This is a genomic window from Pseudomonas sp. H3_E07 (genome assembly GCF_054668895.1).
In genome coordinates, this window is record NZ_CP162795.1 from 4,412,539 (window position 1) to 4,432,658 (window position 20,120).

Here is a 20,120-nt window from a genome sequence, read left to right on the forward strand (position 1 = left end):
GCTCTCCTTTCAAATGCGCGCGCGGCCTTGTGGGCTGCGCGCGGAACTACCTGCTACCTCAGTCGATGCGCTTGGCCGACTTGATGTACACAGGATCGATTGGCACGTTCTGCATGCCCTGCTTGGTAGTGGTCTGCGAATTGACGATCACATCAACCACGTCCATGCCCTTGACCACCTTGGCGAATACGGCGTAACCGGCATCACGACCCGGGTCGAGGAAGGCATTGTCGGCGACGTTGATGAAGAATTGGCTGGTGGCCGAGTTCGGGTCATTGGTGCGCGCCATGGACAGGGTGCCACGTACGTTATGCAGGCCGTTGCTGGCTTCGTTCTTGATCGGGTCCTTGGTTGGCTTTTGGGTCATTGCCTGGGTGAAACCACCGCCCTGGACCATGAAACCTGGGATTACGCGGTGGAAGATCGTGTTGGTGTAGAAGCCGCTGTCGACATAGGCCAGGAAGTTCTTGGTGCTGATCGGCGCTTTGACCGGGTCCAGTTCGATCTCGATGTCGCCATTGGTGGTGGTGATCAATACGTGGGGCGCCTTGGCTGGCTCGGCGGCCATCAGGTTGGCGGCGAACAGAACAGAACCGGCAAAGAAGGCGATTTTTTTCAGCATGGGTCAGTGATCCTGGGTAGTGGTTTCGACTGTCTTTAGAAAATCGAGCAAGGTTGCGTTAAAGACTTCGGGTTGGTCCAAGGGCGTGGCATGGCGGGAATCCTCGATCACCACCAGTCGCGCATTGGGTAGCAGTTTTACATAGTTTTCTTTCTGCGCCACAGGGGTGTAGTCATGGTCGGCGCTGATGACCAGGGTTGGACAGGTGATTCTGGAAAGTCGTTCCTGCACGCCCCAGTCCACGATTGCATCGAAGCTGGCGAGATAAGCACGTTTGTCGTTTTTTGCCCAGCGTTCGGCCATCTTGCGGCGCAGGTCGGCCTGCTGCGGCTTGGGAAACAAGCGGTCGCCCAGCGCCTTACCAATGGTGGCCAGGCTGAATACACGTGCCAGGCTCCAACGTTTAGCCCATTGCCAGTAGTCATCGGCACTGCGCACCTTCACCTCCGGTGCGCTGTTGACGATGCACAGGCTCTTGACCTGTGCGGGTTCATCCACCGCCAGTTGGAATGCGATCATGCCGCCCATGGACAAGCCCACCACGTGGGCGGCTGGCAGGTCCAAGTGTTCGATCAGCGCCAGCAAATCCAAGGTGAAGCCCTGAATGCTGTAGCGTTCTCGCGGTTTGTCCGAGCGTCCGTGACCCCGTACATCCACCACGATCAGGCGGTAATGCCTGGCCAACACTGGAATCTGCAGCTCCCAATCCTGGCTGCTGGAGCCCAGGCCGTGGATCAGGATCAGCGGCGTACCGTGGCCGTATTCCTCATAGTGCAGGCTGCATCCTTCGTGGTCGAACCAGGCCATGCATGAACTCCGTTTCAGGCTTGCTGAGGGGCGGCGAAAGGCGCGTCCAGCGGGGCGGTGTCAAAGGTGCGCAGCAGTTCCACAAGGATCTGCGTGGCGGGCCCCAGGGGTTTGTCCTTGTTTGAGTACAGGAAGAACGTGGGGTGACGGCTGCCGCCCTGTTCCAAGGGGAGTTGCTTGAGCACGCCTTCGGCGAGTTCGCGTTCGATCATGTGTCGGGGCAGCCACGCAAAACCCAGGCCGCTGCCCACGAAGGCGGCGGCGGTGGCCAGGCTGCCGACGGTCCAGCGTTGCTCGGCGCCGAGCCAACCCACATCCCGGGGTTGCTGACGGCCGGAATCGCGGATCACCACTTGCATCTGGCTTTCCAGGTCCTGAAAGCTCAGCTCGCGATTCAAACGGTGCAAGGAATGCTCGGGGTGTGCCACGGCGACAAATTCCACATCGCTCATTTCCGTGCCCAGGTAACCCGGGATGCTGAAACCGGAAATCGCCAGGTCGGCTACGCCTTCCATCAGCAACTCTTCGACCCCCGACAGCACCTCTTCACGCAGGCGCACACGGCAACCCCGGCTCTGCGGCATGAACGCGGTGAGCGCACGCACCAGGCGTGCGTTCGGATAGGCCGCATCCACCACCAGCCGCACCTCGGCCTCCCAACCTTGTTCCATATGGTGCGCGAGGTCTTCCAACTGGCTGGCGTTTTTCACCAGTTGCCGGGAACGGCGCAACAGCACTTCACCGGCGTCGGTGAGTACCGCTTTGCGCCCGTCGATGCGCAGCAGCGGCACGCCCAGTTGGTCTTGCATGCGGGCCACGGTGTAGCTCACCGAAGACTGCGAACGGTGCAGCGCTTCAGCCGCCTGGGCGAAGCCGCCATGGTCGACCACGGCTTGCAGCGTACGCCATTGATCGAGGGTAACGCGGGGCGCTTTCAAGATGGGTTCCTCTTGTCCTAAGCTGACAGTCCTTATTGGAGACTGCCGAATGAGAAAATTCTGTTGTGTGTTGCTAGCACTGCTGCCGCTGAGCGCATTTGCCTACCCCATCGACGTGACCAAAAAGATCGACGGCGTCAGCATCGATTACACCGCCTCCGACGTGGACGGCGATATCAGTTCGATTCAACTCAATAACTACGGCAAGCAAGACGCGGTCTGCTCGGTAATCTTCACCAACGGCCCGGAATCGCCGCGTCGCCGTACGGTCACGGTGCCGGCAGGCAAAAGCACCAACACCACGGTCAAGTTCAACCGCGCCATCATCAAGATGCGGATCGCCCTGTCGTGTGCGCAGAAGTAACCGAGCAGCGGAGCATGCTCCGCTTATAAACAAATTTATAGATGGGTTATAGCAGTTTTTTGCGCTTTTTAATCGAATTGGCTATGTTTAATCTTCACTCCATCGCCTTACAGCAACTTCTGATGGAGCCTACAACGCCATGTCCAATGTTCTGATCATCGAAAGCAGCGCCCGCCAGCAGGATTCGATTTCCCGCCAACTGACCCAGCAATTCATCAGCCAATGGCAGGCCGCCCATCCGGCTGATCAGATCACTGTGCGTGACGTGGCCCTCAACCCGGTCCCACACTTGGACGCCAACCTGCTCGGCGGCTGGATGAAGCCCGCGGATCAACGCAACGACAGCGAGCAGGCGTCCCTGGACCGCTCCGATGAGTTGACCCGCGAACTGCTGGCCGCCGACGTTCTGGTGATGGCCGCACCGATGTACAACTTCGCCATCCCCAGCACCCTTAAAGCATGGCTGGATCACGTGCTGCGCGCAGGTGTGACCTTCAAATACACCGCCACCGGGCCACAGGGCCTGCTGACCGGCAAACGTGCCATCGTGCTCACGGCGCGCGGCGGCATCCATACCGGTGCCAGCTCCGATCACCAGGAACCTTACCTGCGCCAGGTCATGGCCTTTATCGGGATTCACGACGTCACCTTCATCCACGCCGAAGGGGTGAACCTCAGTGGTGACTTCCAGGAGAAGGGCATCAACCACGCCAAAGCGCTGCTGGCCCAGGTCGCCTGATCCGTTAATCGTCAGATAATCCCGCGATGGTTATCTAGTGCCACGCAAACCCTTCAAGTACGCGTAACAGACCTCCCTTTGCACTTTCTGCTCCTGAGTGCTCCTGCCCGACTGCCGCTTTAGCGAGGTCGGGTTTTTTTGCCCCGAGTTTCTTCAACCGCCGAAAACCTTTAATGTCCCGCCCATTCGAAACGAGGCGCGCATGGGCTACTTACTGGTTGTCACCCTGATTCAGGCATTTTCCTTCAGCTTGATCGGCGAATACCTCGCCGGTCACGTCGACAGCTACTTCGCCGTGCTGGTGCGCGTGGTGCTGGCTGGGTTGATCTTCATCCCGCTGACCCGCTGGCGCTCGGTGGAGCCGGCCTTCATGCGTGGCATGCTGGTGATTGGCGCGCTGCAGTTCGGGGTGACCTACGTGTGCCTGTACCTGAGCTTTCGCGTGCTCACGGTGCCGGAGGTGCTGCTGTTCACCATCCTCACGCCGTTGCACGTGACCCTGATCGAAGACGCCCTCAACCGTCGCTTTAACCCTTGGGCACTGATCGCCGCGTTGGTGGCAGTGGCGGGCGCAGCGGTGATCCGCTTCGACCAGATCACCCCGCACTTTCTCGGCGGCTTCCTGCTGCTGCAGTTGGCCAACTTCACCTACGCCGCCGGGCAGGTGATGTACAAGCACTTGGTGGCGCGCTATCCGAGCGATCTGCCGCATTACCGGCGCTTTGGCTACTTCTACCTGGGTGCTTTGTTGGTGGTACTGCCGGCGTTCCTGCTGTTCGGCAAGGCCAACTTCCTGCCCGATGCGCCGCTGCAATGGGGCGTGCTGGTGTTCCTTGGGTTGGTCAGTACTGCGCTGGGCATGTACTGGTGGAACAAGGGCGCCTGCCTGGTGCAGGGCGGCACCCTGGCGGTTATGAACAACTTACATGTACCGGTGGGCTTGCTGCTCAACTTGCTGATCTGGAACCAACACGAACCGCTAGGGCGGTTGGCCTTGGGCGGGTTGGTGATTTTGGCGGCGGTGTGGATGAGTCGGTTGGGTGTGCGCAAGGCGTCAGCGCCACGCTGACGCCCTTGCAGGAGCAAGCCGGTAAGCGCTGTTAACTTGAATGCTGTTCGATGGCCGGCAAATGACTGGCCCCCAACACCGCCGGCAACACCCCCGCACGCAAATCATTCCCACTCGGCTGCTGATACAGGCTCAAGCCAAATTCCGGCAATACCGCCAGCAGGTAGTCAAAAATATCCCCCTGGATACGCTCGTAATCCGCCCACGCCGTGGTGCGGGTAAAGCAGTAGATCTCCAGCGGCACGCCTTGGGCGGTGGTTTGCATCTGGCGCACCATGCAGGTCATGTTCGGCTGGATGTCCGGGTGGCTCTTCAAGTACGCCAGGGCGTAGGCGCGGAAGGTGCCGAGGTTGGTCATGCGCCGGCGGTTGGCCGACAGTTGCGCGCTGTGGCCCTGGGCTTCGTTCCAGGCCTTGAGCTCGGCCTGCTTGCGCCCGATGTAGTCAGTCAGCAGGTGCACCTGGGTCATGCGCAGCTCTTCGTCGTCGCGCAAAAAGCGCACGCCACTGGCATCGATGAACAGGCTGCGTTTGATCCGTCGTCCGCCGGAAGCCTGCATGCCGCGCCAGTTCTTGAACGACTCGGACATCAGGCGCCAGGTGGGGATGGAGACGATGGTCTTATCGAAGTTCTGCACCTTGACCGTGTGCAGGGTGATGTCTACCACGTCGCCATCGGCGCCGACCTGGGGCATTTCGATCCAGTCGCCGACCCGCAGCATGTCGTTGCTGGTCAGTTGCACGCTGGCGACAAACGACAACAGCGTGTCCTTGTACACCAACAGGATCACCGCCGACATGGCGCCAAGGCCCGAGAGCAGCAACAGTGGCGAGCGATCGATCAGGGTGGCAACGATGATGATCGCGCCAAACACGAACAGCACCATCTTCGCCAACTGCACGTAGCCCTTGATCGAGCGGGTGCGCGCGTGTTCGGTGCGAGCGTAGATATCCAGCAGGGCATTGAGCAGGGCGCTGGTGGCCAGCACCAGGAACAGGATGGTGATTGCCAGGGCCACGTTGCCGATGAACAGGATGGCGGTCTTGCTCAGGTCGGGCACCAGGTACAGGCCAAACTGGATCACCAAGGACGGCGTCATCTGTGCCAGGCGATGGAAGACCTTGTTGTGCCGCAGGTCGTTGAGCCAGTGCAGCGCCGGTTGCCGGCCGAGCAGTTTGACGGCATGGAGGATGAGGTAACGTGCCACTCGTCCGAGCAACAGGGCCACTACCAGCAACACCAGCAAGCCGAGGCTGGCATGCAGCAGCGGGTGTTCGTCGAGGGCGCCCCAGAGGTCTTGGACGTTGAGCCAGAGCTGTTTGATATCCATGGGTGAAACCGATTCTTCTATAAGACAACACGGGGCGATTAGAGCATTTAAGTGCAACAAAGTTGATGACATGGACAAATGCCCTGACAAAAAAGCGGCTGATTAGCACTGTTCGCGTAAAGAAACTCGGTTTGGACGCCCGAAACCGGTAACCTATGCAGCTGATTTTTTGTATTTCTTCGAGGTAGCACCCGTGTTTTCCCAATTCGCCCTGCACGAACGCCTGCTCAAAGCCGTGGCCGAGCTTAAATTTGTCGAGCCTACGCCTGTGCAAGCAGCGGCCATCCCGCTCGCGCTCGAAGGGCGTGACCTGCGGGTGACAGCTCAAACCGGTAGCGGCAAGACCGCCGCTTTCGTCCTGCCTGTGCTGAACCGCCTGATCGGCCCGGCCAAGGTTCGCGTGAGCATCAAGACCCTGATCCTGCTGCCGACCCGCGAGCTGGCTCAGCAGACCCTGAAGGAAGTCGAGCGCTTCTCGCAGTTCACCTTCATCAAGTCCGGCATCATTACCGGCGGTGAAGACTTCAAGGTCCAGGCCGCCATGCTGCGCAAGGTGCCGGACATCCTGATCGGCACCCCAGGCCGCATGATCGAGCAACTCAACGCCGGCAACCTCGACCTCAAGGAAGTCGAAGTGCTGGTGCTGGACGAAGCCGACCGCATGCTCGACATGGGCTTTGCCGACGACGTCCAGCGTCTGGTGAGCGAGTGCGTCAATCGCCAGCAGACCATGCTGTTCTCCGCCACCACCGGCGGTTCGACCCTGCGTGAGATGGTCGCCAAGGTGCTGAACAACCCTGAGCACCTGCAGGTCAACAACGTCAGCGACCTGAACGCCACCACGCGCCAGCAGATCGTCACCGCCGATCACAATGTGCACAAAGAGCAGATCCTCAACTGGCTGCTGGCCAATGAGACCTATCAGAAAGCCATCGTGTTCACCAACACCCGCGCCGCCGCCGATCGCATCTACGGCCGCCTGGTGGCCCAGGAATACAAGGCATTCGTGCTGCACGGCGAGAAAGACCAGAAGGACCGCAAACTGGCCATCGACCGCCTCAAGGCTGGCGGCGTGAAGATCCTGGTAGCCACCGACGTGGCCGCCCGCGGCCTGGACGTCGACGGCCTGGACCTGGTGATCAACTTCGACATGCCCCGCAGCGGCGACGAATACGTACACCGTATCGGCCGTACCGGGCGTGCCGGCAACGATGGCCTGGCCATCTCGCTGATCTGCCACGGCGACTGGAACCTGATGTCGAGCATCGAGCGTTACCTCAAGCAGTCGTTCGAGCGCCGCACCATCAAGGAAGTCAAAGGCACCTACACCGGGCCGAAGAAGGTCAAGGCGTCGGGCAAGGCCGTGGGCGTGAAGAAGAAAAAGACCGACGCCAAGGGTGACAAGAAGAAAACCGGCGTCAAGTCGCCGACCAAGCGCAAGATCGCCAATCGGCCGAAGACCGACAACCTGTCGCTCGTCAGCAAGGACGGCATGGCGCCTCTCAAGCGCCGCAAGCCGGAAGCCCCGGCTGCCGAATAAGGCTTGAGTGATGTGAAAAAACCGGACAATTGTCCGGTTTTTTTATGCCTTCAGTTTTTGGCCTTGGCCGCTGCTTCCTTGAGTTCCTTCAGACGAGCGTCGATCAACTGGCACTTGTCGGGGAATTCCGCACTTTCGGTGTCCAGGTCCATCTTCTGCAGTTCATCGTTCATTTCCTTGGCCTTGGTCGGGTTCTGCTCGGTCAACTTGGCCACTTCCTGGGCCAGTTGCTCGCGCTTGGCCGTGGCCTCGTCCGGCGTACAGGCCCAGGCGGGCAGGGCGGCCAACAATGTGGCCGCGAGCGTCAGGTTCATCAGGGTTTTCATGGGTGGACCTCCTTGGCAGGGATATTCAGTGGAGGTCGCCGATACCCGGAAAGTTCACGGGAATGACGCTCGTCTCCTGGGCTGAACGGCCAGTGATGCGGCGGGTCACACCTTTAACGGGCTACCTTCCATCCGCCCGCAGGAGGAATCAGGATGACGACTTACAACTGGGATCTGATCGAACGTCTGCTGCACGAAGTGCAGAACGGCGAGGGCAGTTTCGCTCCGCGCAAATACGCCGAGCAGGAAGCGGCCGAGAAGGCCACGGCGGGCGAGTCCACCGGCAATCTGGACGCGCTCAAGAAGACGGCTGCGGATTATGAAGCGCTGCTGTTCAAGCGCGGGTTTATCGAGTCGCGCCCTGAAGACGAGGGCGGCAATGGCGAGAATTTCATCCTGACCCCGCTGGGCGCGCAGTTGCTGGCGCTGATCGACAGTTCGATCCCGGGCAATGACCACCCGCGCCAGGTGCTGGATGAGCAGCCCGATGCGCTGGACCCGGCGACCTTTGCCGAGGTGGCTTCCAAGGCTCAGATCGCCTGATCGACGTCACGCCCTGGCACAGTCGCAACGTCGGGGCGAAACTGTCAGATCGGTAATCTGTCGCTAAGCTGGCTGACAGCCAGCCCTGCCTACTCTGCTGCCATTCAACTCATGGAATTGAATCGGCATGCACTCCAACACTACCCGACGTACCTTCGTCAAAGGCCTGGCTGCCGGTGGCTTGCTGGGCGGGCTCGGCCTTTGGCGCAGCCCGGTCTGGGCCGTGACCAGTCCGGGCGAACCCACGGTGCTGGCAGGCACCGAGTTTGATCTGTTCATCGACCAAACCCCCGTCAACCTCACCGGCCGCCACCGCACTGCGCTGACGATCAACGGCAGCCTGCCCGGCCCGCTGCTGCGCTGGCGCGAAGGTGACACCGTGACCTTGCGCGTGAAAAACCGCTTGGCCGAACCGACGTCGATCCACTGGCACGGCATTCTCCTGCCGTCGAATATGGACGGCGTACCGGGCTTGAGCTTCAAGGGTATCGAGCCGGGGGGCGTGTTTGTCTACCAATTCACGGTCAAGCAGCACGGCACTTACTGGTACCACAGCCATTCCGGGTTCCAGGAACAGCAGGGCGTGTATGGCCCACTGGTGATCGACCCGAGAGAGCCCGAGCCCTACACCTACCAGCGCGACTACGTGGTGATGCTGTCGGACTGGACCGACGAAGACCCTGTCGCCTTGATGAAAACCCTTAAGAAACAGTCCGACTACTACAACCTGCACAAGCCCACCATGGGCGACTTCGTGCGGGATGTGGGCAAGCAAGGCTGGTCGGCCACGATTGCCGATCGCCTGATGTGGGCGCAGATGAAGATGAACCCCACGGACCTGGCCGATGTCAGCGGCGAGACCTACACCTACCTGCTTAACGGCCAGCCGCCGGAGCGCAACTGGACGGGTGTGTTTCAGGCGGGCGAGACAATCCGTTTGCGCTTTATCAACGGCTCGGCAATGAGCTACTTCGATGTGCGCATTCCGGGGCTGAAGATGACCGTGATAGCCGCCGATGGCCAGCCCGTGCAGCCGGTGGGTGTCGACGAGTTCCGTATCGCCGTGGCGGAGACCTTCGATGTATTAGTCGAGCCGACGGCCGAGGCCTACACGCTGTTCGCCCAGTCAATGGACCGCAGTGGTTATGCCCGCGGCACGCTTGCCAGACAAACCGGGGCGACGGCCCCCGTACCGGCACTGGATCCGCGACCCTGGATCACCATGGACGACATGGGCATGGGCGGCATGGACCACGGTGCCATGGCGGACATGCCGGATATGGCGGGCATGGATCACAGTGCCATGTCGATGCAGGCCCACCCTGCCAGCGAGCAAGACAACCCGCTGGTGGATATGCAGGCCATGAGCCCGGTGCCCAAGCTCGACGACCCCGGCATCGGCCTGCGCAACAACGGCCGGCGCGTCCTGACTTATGCCGACCTGCGCAGCACCTTTGAGGACCCTGACGGGCGCGATCCCAGTCGCACGATTGAACTGCATCTCACCGGTCATATGGAGAAATTCGCCTGGTCCTTCAATGGCGTGAAGTTCTCCGATGCCGAGCCGTTGCAACTGGCCTATGGAGAGCGGGTCAGGCTGGTGCTGGTTAACGACACGATGATGAGTCACCCCATTCACTTGCACGGTCTGTGGAGTGATCTGGAAGATGAAAACGGCCAGTTCCAGGTGCGCAAGCACACCATCGATATGCCCCCGGGCTCACGGCGCAGCTACCGAGTGACTGCCGACGCGCTGGGGCGTTGGGCCTACCACTGCCATCTGCTGTACCACATGGAAATGGGCATGTTCCGTGAGGTGCGCGTGCATGAATGAGGACGCAAGCATGAGCCGTCGAATTTCACCTGTTTTGCTTGCGCTGGCGTTTGCTCCGCTGGCGCAGGCCGACGAGTTCCAAGGCATGAGCCCAGCGACACCGGCGCTCACCGAAAGTCGCACACCGATTCCCGTGTTGACTGACGCTGATCGTGCTGCGGTCTACAACGCGCCCGGTGGGCACCGTGTCCACGACCATGGCATCAACTCGCTGCTGCTGATCAACCAGTTGGAATGGCAGGGCGGCGAGGGCGACGGCGCGCTGAACTGGGATATTAAGGGGTGGGTCGGTGGTGATATCGATCGCCTATGGCTACGCAGTGAAGGCGAGCGCAGTGCCGGTCGCACCGAAAGCGCCGAAGCCCAGGCGTTGTGGGGGCATGCCATCAGTCCCTGGTGGGACGTGGTCGGCGGCGTGCGCCAGGACTTCAAACCAGGGGACGGCCAGACCTGGGCGGCGTTCGGCGCCCAGGGCATGGCTCTTTACAACTTTGAAGCCGAAGCCACGGTATTTGTCGGTGAGTCTGGGCGTACCGCTGCGCGGTTGGAGGGCGATTACGACTTCCTGCTGACTAATCGGCTGATCCTGCAGCCCACCGCCGAACTCAACTTCTATGGACGCAATGATCCGCAGCGCGGCGTCGGTTCGGGCCTGTCGGACAGTGAGTTAGGCCTGAGACTGCGTTACGAAGTACGCCGCGAATTTGCGCCGTATGTGGGCGTGACATGGCATCGCAGCTACGGCCAAACCGCGCAATACGCCCGAGATGACGGCGAAGACACGAACCAGGTGCGCTGGGTCGTGGGTATGCGCTTGTGGTTCTGACGTTTTTATTTTTCCTATAACTCGCCGCCATGAGCGGCCTGGAGCCTTGCATGTCGATGTTTAAAACCGCCCTGGCGGGCGTTGTGCTGTCGGCCGGTGTGATCATCAGCCTGGGGGCCTCGGCCCATCCGAAGTTGTTGTCGTCCACGCCAGACTCCGGTGCCCAGGGCGCGGCACCGGCAGTGATTGAATTGCGTTTCTCAGAAAACCTGTTGACGCAGTTCTCCGGCGCCAAGCTGATCATGACCGATATGCCCGGCATGCCCCATTCTCCGATGCCGGTAAAGGCCAGTGTCGCGGCCAGTAGCGATCCTAAGGTGATGTTGATCAAACCGGCCTCCACACTGACGACCGGGACCTATCGGGTTGATTGGCGCGCCGTATCGTCCGACACGCACCCGATCCTTGGCAACGTGGTGTTCAGCGTCCAGCCATGAGTGAACTGGTCGCGGTGTTACTGCGTTTCGCGCTGTATCTGGACTTGATGCTGGTGTTTGGCCTGGGGCTGTTTGGCCTGTATGCAGACAGCAGGTTGCTGAATCTGAAGCCGTTGCTGCGGAGGTTGGTGGGGCTGGGGGTGCTGCTGTCGTTGGCGTCGCTGCTGTCCATGACCCAGGCCATGAGTGGCGCCGAGGATTGGCCAACACTGTGGATGCACCTGCAGATGATGCTCTGGCAGACCGAGCTGGGCTGGACTTGGTGGTTGCGCATTGCGGCGCTGGTACTGGTTGTGCTCAGTATCCGATTGGCCACTTTGTTCGGCGGTGTCGCGTTGGTGACGCTGGCGTGGGCTGGGCATGGCGTGATGCATGAGGGCTCGTTGGGGGGGTGGCATTTGCTAAGCGACAGTGCGCATCTGCTCGCTGCGGCGGGCTGGGTCGGGGCATTGGCGGCGTTCGGCCTGATGCTAACGAGTGCGTCTGAGCAGGCAGTGCCGGTGTTGGCACACGCATTGATGGGCTTCGAGCGTGTTGGTGTGGTCTTCGTTGCGGTACTGATGGGTACGGGCGTGGCGAATTATCTGTTTGTGGTCGGGCCGAACCTGGATGGCATCACCGGCGGTGTCTACGCAATCCTGTTGTGCTTGAAGTTGGGGGCTTTCGGCTTGATGTTGGGGCTGGCGGCGCTCAATCGCTCGCACTTGACGCCCCTGCTTCAGCGCTCCCTCGCGGCGGGTGACCACCGAGCGGCACGTCAAGCCTTGCGTCGCAGCATCACCCTGGAGTTTGGGGCGGCGGTTTTGATCCTGGGGCTGGTAGCCTGGCTGGGGACCTTGGCTCCCCGCTAGGGCTGCACGCTCTTCAGGCACTTAAGCGCCTGGAAATCGCTGCGCACCTTGTCGATTTTCTGGGTGAGCTTCTGTCGTTGTTGCACGGTGCTTTCGGCCATCACGTCGACAATCAGGCTGCGGGCCGCGGCTTCCGTTTTTGCATAGGCGGTGCGGTATTGCGGGGTCCACAGGCTTTCGCGGTCCACCAGCAACTGCTGCATTTTCTGCGGGAAATCGGCGTTTTTGCGCTGTTGCACGGCATCGATAAATTGCGCCTGCCAGCGGGCGCGGTTGCCGATCCATTCCTGGTTCTGCTCGCCCAGTGCGATGGACCAGGCCGTCACACGGTTCTGCTGGCTGGCGCTGAGCGGGCCGATCCAGGCGTCCAGGCGCTTGTTCATGCGCTCGGCGCGCTCCTTGATCTGCTGGGCCAGGGGCGGCTTGAGGTATTCGTCCTGGCGCTTGCGCAAGTCCTTGGCCAGGGCCGCGCTCATGTCCCCGACCTGCTGATCGTCCAGGCCTTGGAGCAGTTCGATGGCCGACGGCGTGATCTCACGGGCGACTTCGTCGATGGCCAGTTTGGCTTCGGTGGTACGGGCTTGTAGCGCGGCGTCGGTGACCTGGTTGTCGTCGGCCATCCGTTGCAGGCGATCCAGCCAGTCCAGATAGCCCGGCAATTGCGTGGTGCAGTGCCAGGCCAGGTGTTCCTTGAGTGTGTCGTTGAACCAGCTCTTCTGCCCGGCGTTCATGTCCAGGTAGTCATTGAGGGTCCAGGGAATGATCACGTCCAGGTTACGATAGGCGAGGCCCACGCGATTGCAACCGGCGAGCACCAGGCTCAGGGTCAGTAATACCACCAGTAATTTGAGCCGACGCAGCATGGGCGGGTCCTTCGCAGAGTGGGTTATCACATGTGAACCCGCGCCGGGTGCGACAGTTCAGCCCATCAATAAAACGACCGCGCGGCCTTCAGCGTCAACAGGCCATCGCATTGCGAATTGTGTCCGGAATAGGCCGAGCAATCTCCGCCGCTGAGGCTGGAATCGCTGTAGATCAGGTTCAAGTCCACGCCCATCCACTGTCGGGAGAATTGCACCGACCAGTCGCTGAAGGTATGAATGGAGCCCCCTTCGACCGAAACCGGGGTACCCAATTGATGAGTGGTGTATTTCATGCTGACGCCGATGCCAAACGGTTGGGTGCCGCCGAGGTCGGCAAACAGGGTGCTGTCCTGGCGGTCCGGATCGTTACTGAAGGACGCACCGAAGCGGTTGCCCAATAGATTCAGGCCGCCGTAGAACTCCTGGCTGTCGAGGGGGCTGAGCTTGGGGTAGCTGTAGTGGATCAGGCCCACTTCGTAGCCCAGGGTTTGGTCGAAGGGGTGCTTGAAGCCCATGTAGGAATCGACTTCGAGGTTGCTGGACGAGGACAGGCCCATGTTTGGGGAGAACTGCCCGAAGTACAAGCCGCTGTCGTGGCTCAGGTCCAGCCCACCATGGAACGAATCGCTGCCGGGAGACGTCGGCTTGACGAGTCCTTGGGCCATGCTGCGGCTGGGTGTGGTGCCCAGTTTCAAGTCGAAATCACCCAGTTCACGCTGAAAGATCTGCGCTTCGGCGAGAGGGCTGGCGACCAGGGCACCGACCAGGAATATGCAGGATTTGAACATGCTTCACTCCATGAAAAGCGAGGAGCAGTGACGGAGAAAATCGGGCAGATGCCCGTGCTAGACGTGTGCAAGCATACCGGCGAATGCGTGGCGGTGAGGCCCGTTCGTCGATTGGTGCGGTTACGAAGAGAGTGCAGAGAGCATTTCGGGCTCTAGTCCTAGCGCCTTGAAGGCAAGACGCTTAGGGACCAGGTGTGTTGCGCAGTATTACTTCTTACCCAGGCTGATCTGCTTGGATGGGCCGAAAGTCTGGCCGCTCACGCCCTTGGCAATCTGCTGGATTTCGCCGCCGGACTTGAGAAATGCAGCAATCTGGCTGTTGATCGATTCGCTGGTTTCAACGGCGGGAGCTGGCTTTGCTTTGCTGTTGGATGCTTTTACGCGCATGGCGGCCACTAACCTGTAGAAAATTAACTTGGCCAGGCATCGTACAGGAAATACTTGACAATTGCTTGGTAAATATCCCTCAGGAATAACAGGGGCCGTGGGAAATAGCCGAAGTTCATCTTTGAAATAAACCCCTAACTTACTGTTTTAACTCGAAACCATGGATCTGTCGGTGCGTGGCCGGCTGGGAAAAATTGGCTGATTGATCGGACGAGCGGGGCGATGCCACTGCAATGCCACGTCAGCCCGCGATTTTTCGGGCACGCGCGCGTGGCGGGCGCAAGTCGGGTAGAATGCCGCCCACGTAATGAGGGTATTGAAAATGGCTTTGGTCGGGCGCTACAACAGCTTGCAAGTGGTTAAACATACTAACTTTGGTTTGTACCTGGACGGTGCGCAAGATGGCGAAATCCTCTTGCCTAATCGGTATATCCCCAAAGATATTCCCAGTGAAGATGAAGACTGGCTTAACGTTTTCATTTATCTGGACAGCGATGACAAACTTATCGCCACGACTGAAAAACCCAAAGTTCAAGTGGGTGAGTTCGCCAGTTTGAAAGTGGTGGAAGTCAACAGTATTGGCGTGTTCCTCGACTGGGGTTTGCCCAAGGACCTGCTGCTGCCGTATTCGGAAGAAAAACGCCAGTTGAGCGCCGGTGAATACTGCGTGGTGCACGTCTACCTCGACAAACACACCAAGCGCATCACCGCCACCGCACGGCTGGACCGTTACTTGGACAAGACGCCGGCTAACTATCAGGTGGGTCAGGAAGTCGACCTGCTGGTGGCCGAAGCCACTGATATGGGCTTCAAGGCGATCATCAACAACAAGCACTGGGGCCTGATTCACAAGAACGAAGTGTTCAAGTTCCTGCGCCCAGGTAAAGAAGAAAAGGGCTTTATCAAAGAGATCCGTGCCGATAGCAACATCAGCCTGAGCCTGCAACCGGTCGGCCAGGAAGCGGCCTCCAGTCTCAACTCGAAGATCCTTGCCAAGTTGCGTGAAAACAACGGCAGCCTGCCGGTCAGCGACAAGAGTGATCCGGCAGTGATCAGCAACTTGTTCGGCGTGAGCAAGGGCAACTTCAAGAAGGCCATTGGTGCGTTGTACAAGCAGGGCCAGATCGTGATTCACGCGGATCGCATTGAACTAAGCTGACCCCGTTTCGTTCTTCTGTAGGAGCGAGGGGGACCCCTGGTCCTTGCTCGCGAAGGTACATCCGACACCGTGATGCGCCAGGAATATTTTCGCGAGCAAGCTCGCTCCTACAAAGGGCTGCACCCATGTCGAAAAAGACGCTGTTCGCCTACCTCGGCACGTTGCTCGCGTTCCTGATCCTGGACGGCCTCTGGTTAGGTGTCCTCATGGGCCCCACCTATAAGTCCCTGCTGGGGCCGCTGATGCTGGATCAGCCTCGCCTGTTGCCCGCAACACTCTTCTATCTCCTCTATGTGCTCGGTTGTGTCGTGTTTGTGGTCTTGCCCAGCGCAAGCTGGCAACGCGCCGCACGCCTGGGCGCCTTGCTGGGCCTGGTCGCCTACGGCACCTATGACCTGAGCAATTGGGCCACGCTGCAAGGGTGGTCTGCGCAGTTGGCGGTGATGGACATGGCGTGGGGCACCTTCCTGACTGCAGCTTGCTGCACGGCGGGTTATCTGTGTGCACATCGAGTGCAGCGCTGATTGTGTACAGGATTTCTGTGCACCGTTGCTGAGCGCGTTACCCATCGCTAAGCCTGTATCAGCCCCTTTGGGACGCCGTTCCAGAGGGATTGGGTTCAATTGGCACGCATTCTGCTGACTGTCTCGTATACAAACCATGCCGCCTCCCGTATGCACCCTGCAACGGAAGCGCAGGCCCGTATTTCGAGGAGCCCAGCGATGACCGAACAATTGCCCAAAGGCTACAGCCCGCGCCTATACAACCAGGACCTGGGCCCGCTGCCGCAAAAGTGGAACTGGTACAACATCTTCGCCTTCTGGATGAGTGACGTGCACAGCGTCGGCGGTTATGTGTTTGCGGCCAGCCTGTTCGCCCTGGGCCTGGCCAGTTGGCAGGTGCTGATCGCCTTGCTCGCTGGTATCTGCATCGTGCAGTTGATCGCCAACTTGGTGGCCAAGCCGAGTCAGCAAGCCGCTGTGCCTTATCCCGTGATCTGTCGCCTGTCGTTTGGTGTATTTGGTGCGAACATTCCTGCGGTGATACGCGGCTTGATCGCCGTGGCCTGGTACGGGATTCAGACGTACCTGGCGTCGAGCGCCTTGATCATCGTGGTGCTGCGTTTCTTCCCACAGATGGCGGTGTATGCAGAGCCGCATTTCGCAGGCTTGTCCTACCTTGGCTGGTTTGGTTTCCTCAGTCTGTGGTTGCTGCAAGCGGCGGTATTCTGGGCCGGTATGGAATCCATCCGCCGTTTTATCGATTGGGCCGGGCCGGTGGTCTACGCGGTGATGTTCGCCCTGGCGGGTTGGATCGTGTGGAAGGCGGGCTGGTCGAACATCAGTTTCACGCTGGCAGAGAAATCCCTGTCGGGCTGGCAGGCATTCGGCCAAGTGATTGTGGCGACGGCGTTGGTGGTGTCGTACTTCTCCGGGCCGACCCTGAACTTCGGCGACTTCAGCCGCTACTGCCGCAGTATGCAAGACGTGCGACGCGGCAACTTCTGGGGGCTGCCGGTGAATTTCCTGGCTTTTTCGCTGGTGACCGTGGTGATCGTCTCGGGCACCTTGCCGGTGTTTGGCGAAATGCTGCATGACCCGATCGCTACGGTTTCGCGGATTGATAACAGCATGGCGGTGTTGCTGGGGGCCTTTGCCTTTGTCACCGCAACCATCGGTATCAATATCGTCGCCAATTTCGTGTCCCCGGCGTTTGACTTCGCCAACGTCGCGCCGAGCAAGATCAGTTGGCGCGCGGGCGGGATGATCGCCGCCGTGGCGTCGATTTTCATCACGCCGTGGAACCTGTTCAATAACCCGCTGATGATCCATTACACCCTGGATATTCTCGCGGCCTTCATCGGACCACTGTTCGGCATCCTGCTGGTGGATTTCTACCTGATCAAAAAACAGAAGATTGACGTGGATGCGCTGTTTGACGACAGCCCGAGCGGGCGTTATTACTTCGATAGCGGGGTGAATTGGACGGCAGTCAAGGCGCTGGTGCCCGCGACGCTGGTGGGCGTCGCGATCACATTCACGCCAGCGCTGCAGGGCATGGCGAACTTCGCCTGGTTTACCGGCTGCTTCCTGGGTGGGCTGTTTTTCCTGGTGTTGACGCGGCGTGAACAGGTGCGTGTGCCTGCGCCGCTGGTTGCCGGCTGATCAATATCGAGCCCGCCACCAGCAAACCGGCACCGGCGACCACCAGTGCCGGTTGCAGCCCACCACTCAGGTGGCTGCTGACCGAGGCCAGCAACGGGCCACTCAATTGGCCGATGGCGAAACTGGCGGTCAGCATCCCGGTGTTGCGCTGGTAGCCGTGGGGCGCGACGTCCCGCAGGCGTGCCATCACCAATTGCATACAGGCCAGGAACGGCCCGCCGCATAGCAACACCCCCAGCGCCAGGCCCCAGCCGTTGCCGAGCAAACAGGCGAATACCCCGGCCGCTTGCAGCCACAATGTGGTCATCAGCCAGCGGCGAGTGGTGTCTGGATCCTTGCGGCGCAGGGTCGCCACCACCACGCCGATCGCGGCGGCCAGGCCAAAGCATGGCCAGAACAGGTCGGCTTGCCAGGCGCCCTTGAACTGCGCGCTGGCCATCTGCGACAGGAATGTCGCTGGAATGATGTAGCCAAGGCCATACAACACATAGATCCAGCACAAATGCGCGATGCTGGCATTGCGGCCTGCGTCGACGTGGCCGGCAACGGGCGTGCCGGTGGCAGAGGGTTTGGGCAGGAAGGGCAGGATGGCCAGCAACATCACCAGCGCCACCCCGCCATACACCAGCCACAACGTGGCCGAGTTTTGCCCCATCAGGTTGGAGCCGAGTGCCAGCAAGCCGGTCAACAAAATCCCCAGTCCCGGCCCGGCGAAGACCAAGGCGCCCAGGCGCGGACGCCCGGCGGCAATCGCCAGCGGCTGGCTCAGGCTGGTGATCATTACCAGGGCCCAGGCACTCGCGACACCGGTGCCAAAGCGCAACAACAGATGCGGCCAGAACCCGTGGGCCCCATACGACGCCAGGGTCAGCAGTACACACAACCACAACCCGCCATAGAGACGTCCGCGCACGTGATGATGGCTGCGCGCAAAGATCGAATCCACTGCGCCGACGAAGTAGCCCAGGTAGTTGGCGGCGGCGATCAGGCCGGCGCCGGTCAGGTCGATCTGCCCTTCACTGAGCAGATGGGGCATTTGTGGGGTGAGGGCAAAGCGGCCAATGCCCATCGCCATCATCAGGGCGACAAAGCTGGCGAGTAAGCGGACTAAAGGAGACATGGTCGGTGTTCCTGCGGGTAAAGGAATACCCTCAGGCTAAAGCGGATTGACTTTCTGCAAAAATGAATAATAGTGAGTAACTTGTTCAGTTTTGGAGAAAGGTATGGAGTTCAGTCAATTGCGCATTTTTCAGGCGGTGGCGGAAGAGGGCTCCATTACGCGCGCGGCGGACCGCTTGCATCGGGTGCCATCGAACCTGTCGACGCGGCTCAAGCAAATGGAGGAGCAGCTCGGCGTAGAGTTGTTTGTGCGTGAGCGTCAGCGCTTGCAGCTTTCTCCTGCCGGCAAGGTGTTGCTGGACTACAGCACTCGACTGCTGGCCCTGCACGACGAAGCCCACGGCGCGGTGCAAGGTGGCCAACCGGCCGGCGATTTTGTTTTAGGCAGCATGTACAGCACCGCGGCGGTGCATTTGCCGAAGCTGCTGGCGCGCTACCACAAGGCTTATCCGATGGTGAACCTTCAGGTGCAATCGGCGCCCAGCGGTGAATTGCTCGAAGGCCTGATTACCGGCCGCCTGGATGCGGCATTTGTGGATGGCCCCATCACGATCGCTTCCCTGGACGGTGTTGCCCTGTGTGAAGAGCGCCTGGTGCTGATCTGCGAGGCCGACCATCCGCCGGTACAGGGTCCCCAAGATGTGGCGGGACGATCTGTCTTCACGTTTCGTCGCAGTTGCGCCTATCGCACCCGTCTGGAAACCTGGTTTTCCCATGAGCGCGTGGCCATGGGCCGGGCGATTGAGATCGAGTCGTATCAAGGCATGCTGGCGTGCGTGATCGCCGGGTCCGGAGTGGCGTTGATGTCCGAATCAATGCTTGAGAGCCTGCCAGGCAAGGACAGCGTGTCCGTTCATCCGCTGAAAGGGCCTTTTGCCACTGCGACCACCTGGCTGATGTGGCGAAAGGGTATGCTCGGCGCTAACCTCAATGCATGGATCGACCTGCAGCAAGCCGGCAAGACTGCGCTCCTGCAAGACACGCGCGCCATTGCTTGAGCGATCCGTCAGGATTTTGATGAATTCGGTAATAGTTCGTTGTGGTTTCGTTCAAGCATTACGTAGGACTTAGGGCTACTATCAGTGTAGGAAAAGGCGAAAGAACTTGCGCCTACCAGCATTACCCTCAAAGGGGGCAACCATGAAAGAGAAAATTCAAAACTGGCTCCATGATCTGGGTGTTGCACTGGGCTTGATCGAGCCTCCGCTGCAGCCCGTGCCGATTCGCACCGATGACGAGCAACGTCGTCCACGTCGCAGGTAAGTCCTGTAAGCGCTCACGCAATTGCGATGGGCGCACGCTGCATGACGAGTACGACTGGGCGTCTTGTTACCTTGAAGGCACGCTGAACGATCATGGCAAGGCGTGTACTTGGCGGGAGTAACAGAGGAGATCCTGTGCCCGACAACCGAG

The 20,120-nt window shown here is 60.1% G+C and carries 23 protein-coding genes; 14 read left to right on the forward strand and 9 right to left on the reverse strand.

The window, feature by feature from the left end; all coding sequences use genetic code 11:
- Positions 1-58: 58 nt before the first annotated feature.
- Genes AB4O08_RS20275 through AB4O08_RS20285 form a run of 3 tightly spaced genes read right to left on the reverse strand, consistent with a single transcriptional unit; the run spans position 59 to position 2,367 of the window.
- Complete coding sequence (locus tag AB4O08_RS20275) at positions 59-622, reverse strand: peptidylprolyl isomerase A (protein WP_010208614.1); 564 nt, start codon at positions 620-622, stop codon at positions 59-61.
- A 3-nt stretch (positions 623-625) separates the two neighbouring features.
- Complete coding sequence (locus AB4O08_RS20280) at positions 626-1,429, reverse strand: alpha/beta fold hydrolase (protein ID WP_460114308.1); 804 nt, start codon at positions 1,427-1,429, stop codon at positions 626-628.
- Between the two features lie 14 nt (positions 1,430-1,443).
- On the reverse strand, positions 1,444-2,367 hold the full coding sequence (locus AB4O08_RS20285) for a LysR family transcriptional regulator (RefSeq protein ID WP_010208617.1): 924 nt from the start codon (positions 2,365-2,367) through the stop codon (positions 1,444-1,446).
- Between the two features lie 49 nt (positions 2,368-2,416).
- Here AB4O08_RS20285 and AB4O08_RS20290 point away from each other — a divergent pair, with 49 nt between their 5' ends.
- The 3 genes from AB4O08_RS20290 (at position 2,417) to AB4O08_RS20300 (ending at position 4,539) form a co-directional block, all read left to right on the forward strand.
- The gene (locus AB4O08_RS20290) at positions 2,417-2,731 is read left to right on the forward strand and encodes a hypothetical protein (protein WP_029529072.1); all 315 of its coding nucleotides are present in this window, start codon (positions 2,417-2,419) and stop codon (positions 2,729-2,731) included.
- 139 nt (positions 2,732-2,870) lie between these two features.
- The gene (locus AB4O08_RS20295; protein ID WP_010208620.1) at positions 2,871-3,470 is read left to right on the forward strand and encodes an FMN-dependent NADH-azoreductase; all 600 of its coding nucleotides are present in this window, start codon (positions 2,871-2,873) and stop codon (positions 3,468-3,470) included.
- Positions 3,471-3,672: 202 nt separating this feature from the next.
- Positions 3,673-4,539 (forward strand): carboxylate/amino acid/amine transporter, encoded by an 867-nt coding sequence (locus AB4O08_RS20300; RefSeq protein WP_460114309.1) that lies wholly within the window; start codon positions 3,673-3,675, stop codon positions 4,537-4,539.
- Between the two features lie 31 nt (positions 4,540-4,570).
- Here the strand turns inward: AB4O08_RS20300 and AB4O08_RS20305 are convergent, their stop codons facing one another.
- Complete coding sequence (locus AB4O08_RS20305) at positions 4,571-5,869, reverse strand: mechanosensitive ion channel family protein (RefSeq protein ID WP_021490884.1); 1,299 nt, start codon at positions 5,867-5,869, stop codon at positions 4,571-4,573.
- A 193-nt stretch (positions 5,870-6,062) separates the two neighbouring features.
- Here AB4O08_RS20305 and AB4O08_RS20310 point away from each other — a divergent pair, with 193 nt between their 5' ends.
- Complete coding sequence (locus AB4O08_RS20310) at positions 6,063-7,409, forward strand: DEAD/DEAH box helicase (RefSeq protein ID WP_106120373.1); 1,347 nt, start codon at positions 6,063-6,065, stop codon at positions 7,407-7,409.
- Between the two features lie 50 nt (positions 7,410-7,459).
- On the opposite strand, the gene AB4O08_RS20315 is transcribed toward AB4O08_RS20310, so the two are convergent.
- Complete coding sequence (locus AB4O08_RS20315) at positions 7,460-7,735, reverse strand: hypothetical protein (protein ID WP_010208625.1); 276 nt, start codon at positions 7,733-7,735, stop codon at positions 7,460-7,462.
- 153 nt (positions 7,736-7,888) lie between these two features.
- Between AB4O08_RS20315 and AB4O08_RS20320 the strand changes: the two genes are divergently transcribed.
- The 5 genes from AB4O08_RS20320 (at position 7,889) to copD (ending at position 12,226) form a co-directional block, all read left to right on the forward strand.
- On the forward strand, positions 7,889-8,278 hold the full coding sequence (locus tag AB4O08_RS20320; RefSeq protein ID WP_010208626.1) for a hypothetical protein: 390 nt from the start codon (positions 7,889-7,891) through the stop codon (positions 8,276-8,278).
- 127 nt (positions 8,279-8,405) lie between these two features.
- Entirely contained in the window at positions 8,406-10,112 is a 1,707-nt protein-coding gene (locus AB4O08_RS20325; protein WP_021490883.1) for a copper resistance system multicopper oxidase, read from the forward strand.
- Positions 10,113-10,122: 10 nt separating this feature from the next.
- Positions 10,123-10,938, forward strand: a complete 816-nt coding sequence (locus AB4O08_RS20330) for a copper resistance protein B (protein ID WP_010208628.1) — start codon at positions 10,123-10,125, stop codon at positions 10,936-10,938.
- Between the two features lie 50 nt (positions 10,939-10,988).
- Entirely contained in the window at positions 10,989-11,375 is a 387-nt protein-coding gene (gene copC, locus AB4O08_RS20335; protein ID WP_010208629.1) for a copper homeostasis periplasmic binding protein CopC, read from the forward strand.
- Positions 11,372-12,226 carry a copper homeostasis membrane protein CopD gene (gene copD, locus AB4O08_RS20340; RefSeq protein ID WP_198831694.1) on the forward strand — a complete coding sequence of 285 codons (855 nt, stop codon included), beginning with the start codon at positions 11,372-11,374 and terminating at the stop codon, positions 12,224-12,226. The genes copC and copD overlap by 4 nt, the downstream gene beginning before the upstream one ends.
- Here the strand turns inward: copD and AB4O08_RS20345 are convergent.
- The 3 genes from AB4O08_RS20345 to AB4O08_RS20355 form a co-directional block, all read right to left on the reverse strand.
- On the reverse strand, positions 12,223-13,089 hold the full coding sequence (locus AB4O08_RS20345) for a DUF6279 family lipoprotein (protein WP_198831693.1): 867 nt from the start codon (positions 13,087-13,089) through the stop codon (positions 12,223-12,225). The two genes, copD and AB4O08_RS20345, sit on opposite strands and share 4 nt — an antisense overlap.
- Positions 13,090-13,154: 65 nt before the next feature.
- Positions 13,155-13,877, reverse strand: coding sequence for a TorF family putative porin (locus tag AB4O08_RS20350; protein WP_010208632.1), 723 nt, complete (start codon positions 13,875-13,877; stop codon positions 13,155-13,157).
- Between the two features lie 207 nt (positions 13,878-14,084).
- Positions 14,085-14,264 (reverse strand): hypothetical protein, encoded by a 180-nt coding sequence (locus AB4O08_RS20355; protein WP_003193095.1) that lies wholly within the window; start codon positions 14,262-14,264, stop codon positions 14,085-14,087.
- Between the two features lie 322 nt (positions 14,265-14,586).
- Between AB4O08_RS20355 and AB4O08_RS20360 the strand changes: the two genes are divergently transcribed.
- From AB4O08_RS20360 to AB4O08_RS20370, 3 genes are all read left to right on the forward strand, one after another.
- Positions 14,587-15,423 (forward strand): CvfB family protein, encoded by an 837-nt coding sequence (locus AB4O08_RS20360; protein WP_460114872.1) that lies wholly within the window; start codon positions 14,587-14,589, stop codon positions 15,421-15,423.
- 125 nt (positions 15,424-15,548) lie between these two features.
- On the forward strand, positions 15,549-15,947 hold the full coding sequence (locus AB4O08_RS20365) for a DUF2177 family protein (protein WP_021490878.1): 399 nt from the start codon (positions 15,549-15,551) through the stop codon (positions 15,945-15,947).
- A 198-nt stretch (positions 15,948-16,145) separates the two neighbouring features.
- On the forward strand, positions 16,146-17,588 hold the full coding sequence (locus AB4O08_RS20370) for an NCS1 family nucleobase:cation symporter-1 (protein ID WP_460114310.1): 1,443 nt from the start codon (positions 16,146-16,148) through the stop codon (positions 17,586-17,588).
- Here AB4O08_RS20370 and AB4O08_RS20375 read toward each other — a convergent pair.
- Positions 17,500-18,708, reverse strand: coding sequence for an MFS transporter (locus AB4O08_RS20375; RefSeq protein WP_460114311.1), 1,209 nt, complete (start codon positions 18,706-18,708; stop codon positions 17,500-17,502). The genes AB4O08_RS20370 and AB4O08_RS20375 overlap by 89 nt on opposite strands.
- Before the next feature lie 103 nt (positions 18,709-18,811).
- On the opposite strand from AB4O08_RS20375, the gene ptrR reads away from it, so the two are divergent.
- Both ptrR and AB4O08_RS20385 read left to right on the forward strand, forming a co-directional pair.
- Positions 18,812-19,705, forward strand: a complete 894-nt coding sequence (ptrR, locus tag AB4O08_RS20380; protein WP_042571883.1) for a putrescine utilization regulator PtrR — start codon at positions 18,812-18,814, stop codon at positions 19,703-19,705.
- Between the two features lie 142 nt (positions 19,706-19,847).
- Complete coding sequence (locus AB4O08_RS20385; RefSeq protein WP_003193089.1) at positions 19,848-19,970, forward strand: PA1414 family protein; 123 nt, start codon at positions 19,848-19,850, stop codon at positions 19,968-19,970.
- Positions 19,971-20,120: the final 150 nt, after the last annotated feature.

What these genes read in the sequence shown, in the direction of transcription:
- AB4O08_RS20275 (WP_010208614.1), bottom strand. Translation starts at nt 622, where the DNA reads ATGCTGAAAAAAATCGCCTTCTTTGCCGGTTCTGTTCTGTTCGCCGCC.
- AB4O08_RS20280 (WP_460114308.1), bottom strand. Translation starts at nt 1,429, where the DNA reads ATGGCCTGGTTCGACCACGAAGGATGCAGCCTGCACTATGAGGAATAC.
- AB4O08_RS20290 (WP_029529072.1), top strand. Translation starts at nt 2,417, where the DNA reads ATGAGAAAATTCTGTTGTGTGTTGCTAGCACTGCTGCCGCTGAGCGCA.
- AB4O08_RS20295 (WP_010208620.1), top strand. Translation starts at nt 2,871, where the DNA reads ATGTCCAATGTTCTGATCATCGAAAGCAGCGCCCGCCAGCAGGATTCG.
- AB4O08_RS20300 (WP_460114309.1), top strand. Translation starts at nt 3,673, where the DNA reads ATGGGCTACTTACTGGTTGTCACCCTGATTCAGGCATTTTCCTTCAGC.
- AB4O08_RS20305 (WP_021490884.1), bottom strand. Translation starts at nt 5,869, where the DNA reads ATGGATATCAAACAGCTCTGGCTCAACGTCCAAGACCTCTGGGGCGCC.
- AB4O08_RS20315 (WP_010208625.1), bottom strand. Translation starts at nt 7,735, where the DNA reads ATGAAAACCCTGATGAACCTGACGCTCGCGGCCACATTGTTGGCCGCC.
- AB4O08_RS20320 (WP_010208626.1), top strand. Translation starts at nt 7,889, where the DNA reads ATGACGACTTACAACTGGGATCTGATCGAACGTCTGCTGCACGAAGTG.
- AB4O08_RS20325 (WP_021490883.1), top strand. Translation starts at nt 8,406, where the DNA reads ATGCACTCCAACACTACCCGACGTACCTTCGTCAAAGGCCTGGCTGCC.
- AB4O08_RS20330 (WP_010208628.1), top strand. Translation starts at nt 10,123, where the DNA reads ATGAGCCGTCGAATTTCACCTGTTTTGCTTGCGCTGGCGTTTGCTCCG.
- copC (WP_010208629.1), top strand. Translation starts at nt 10,989, where the DNA reads ATGTCGATGTTTAAAACCGCCCTGGCGGGCGTTGTGCTGTCGGCCGGT.
- copD (WP_198831694.1), top strand. Translation starts at nt 11,372, where the DNA reads ATGAGTGAACTGGTCGCGGTGTTACTGCGTTTCGCGCTGTATCTGGAC.
- AB4O08_RS20345 (WP_198831693.1), bottom strand. Translation starts at nt 13,089, where the DNA reads ATGCTGCGTCGGCTCAAATTACTGGTGGTATTACTGACCCTGAGCCTG.
- AB4O08_RS20350 (WP_010208632.1), bottom strand. Translation starts at nt 13,877, where the DNA reads ATGTTCAAATCCTGCATATTCCTGGTCGGTGCCCTGGTCGCCAGCCCT.
- AB4O08_RS20355 (WP_003193095.1), bottom strand. Translation starts at nt 14,264, where the DNA reads ATGCGCGTAAAAGCATCCAACAGCAAAGCAAAGCCAGCTCCCGCCGTT.
- AB4O08_RS20360 (WP_460114872.1), top strand. Translation starts at nt 14,587, where the DNA reads ATGGCTTTGGTCGGGCGCTACAACAGCTTGCAAGTGGTTAAACATACT.
- AB4O08_RS20365 (WP_021490878.1), top strand. Translation starts at nt 15,549, where the DNA reads ATGTCGAAAAAGACGCTGTTCGCCTACCTCGGCACGTTGCTCGCGTTC.
- AB4O08_RS20370 (WP_460114310.1), top strand. Translation starts at nt 16,146, where the DNA reads ATGACCGAACAATTGCCCAAAGGCTACAGCCCGCGCCTATACAACCAG.
- AB4O08_RS20375 (WP_460114311.1), bottom strand. Translation starts at nt 18,708, where the DNA reads ATGTCTCCTTTAGTCCGCTTACTCGCCAGCTTTGTCGCCCTGATGATG.
- ptrR (WP_042571883.1), top strand. Translation starts at nt 18,812, where the DNA reads ATGGAGTTCAGTCAATTGCGCATTTTTCAGGCGGTGGCGGAAGAGGGC.
- AB4O08_RS20385 (WP_003193089.1), top strand. Translation starts at nt 19,848, where the DNA reads ATGAAAGAGAAAATTCAAAACTGGCTCCATGATCTGGGTGTTGCACTG.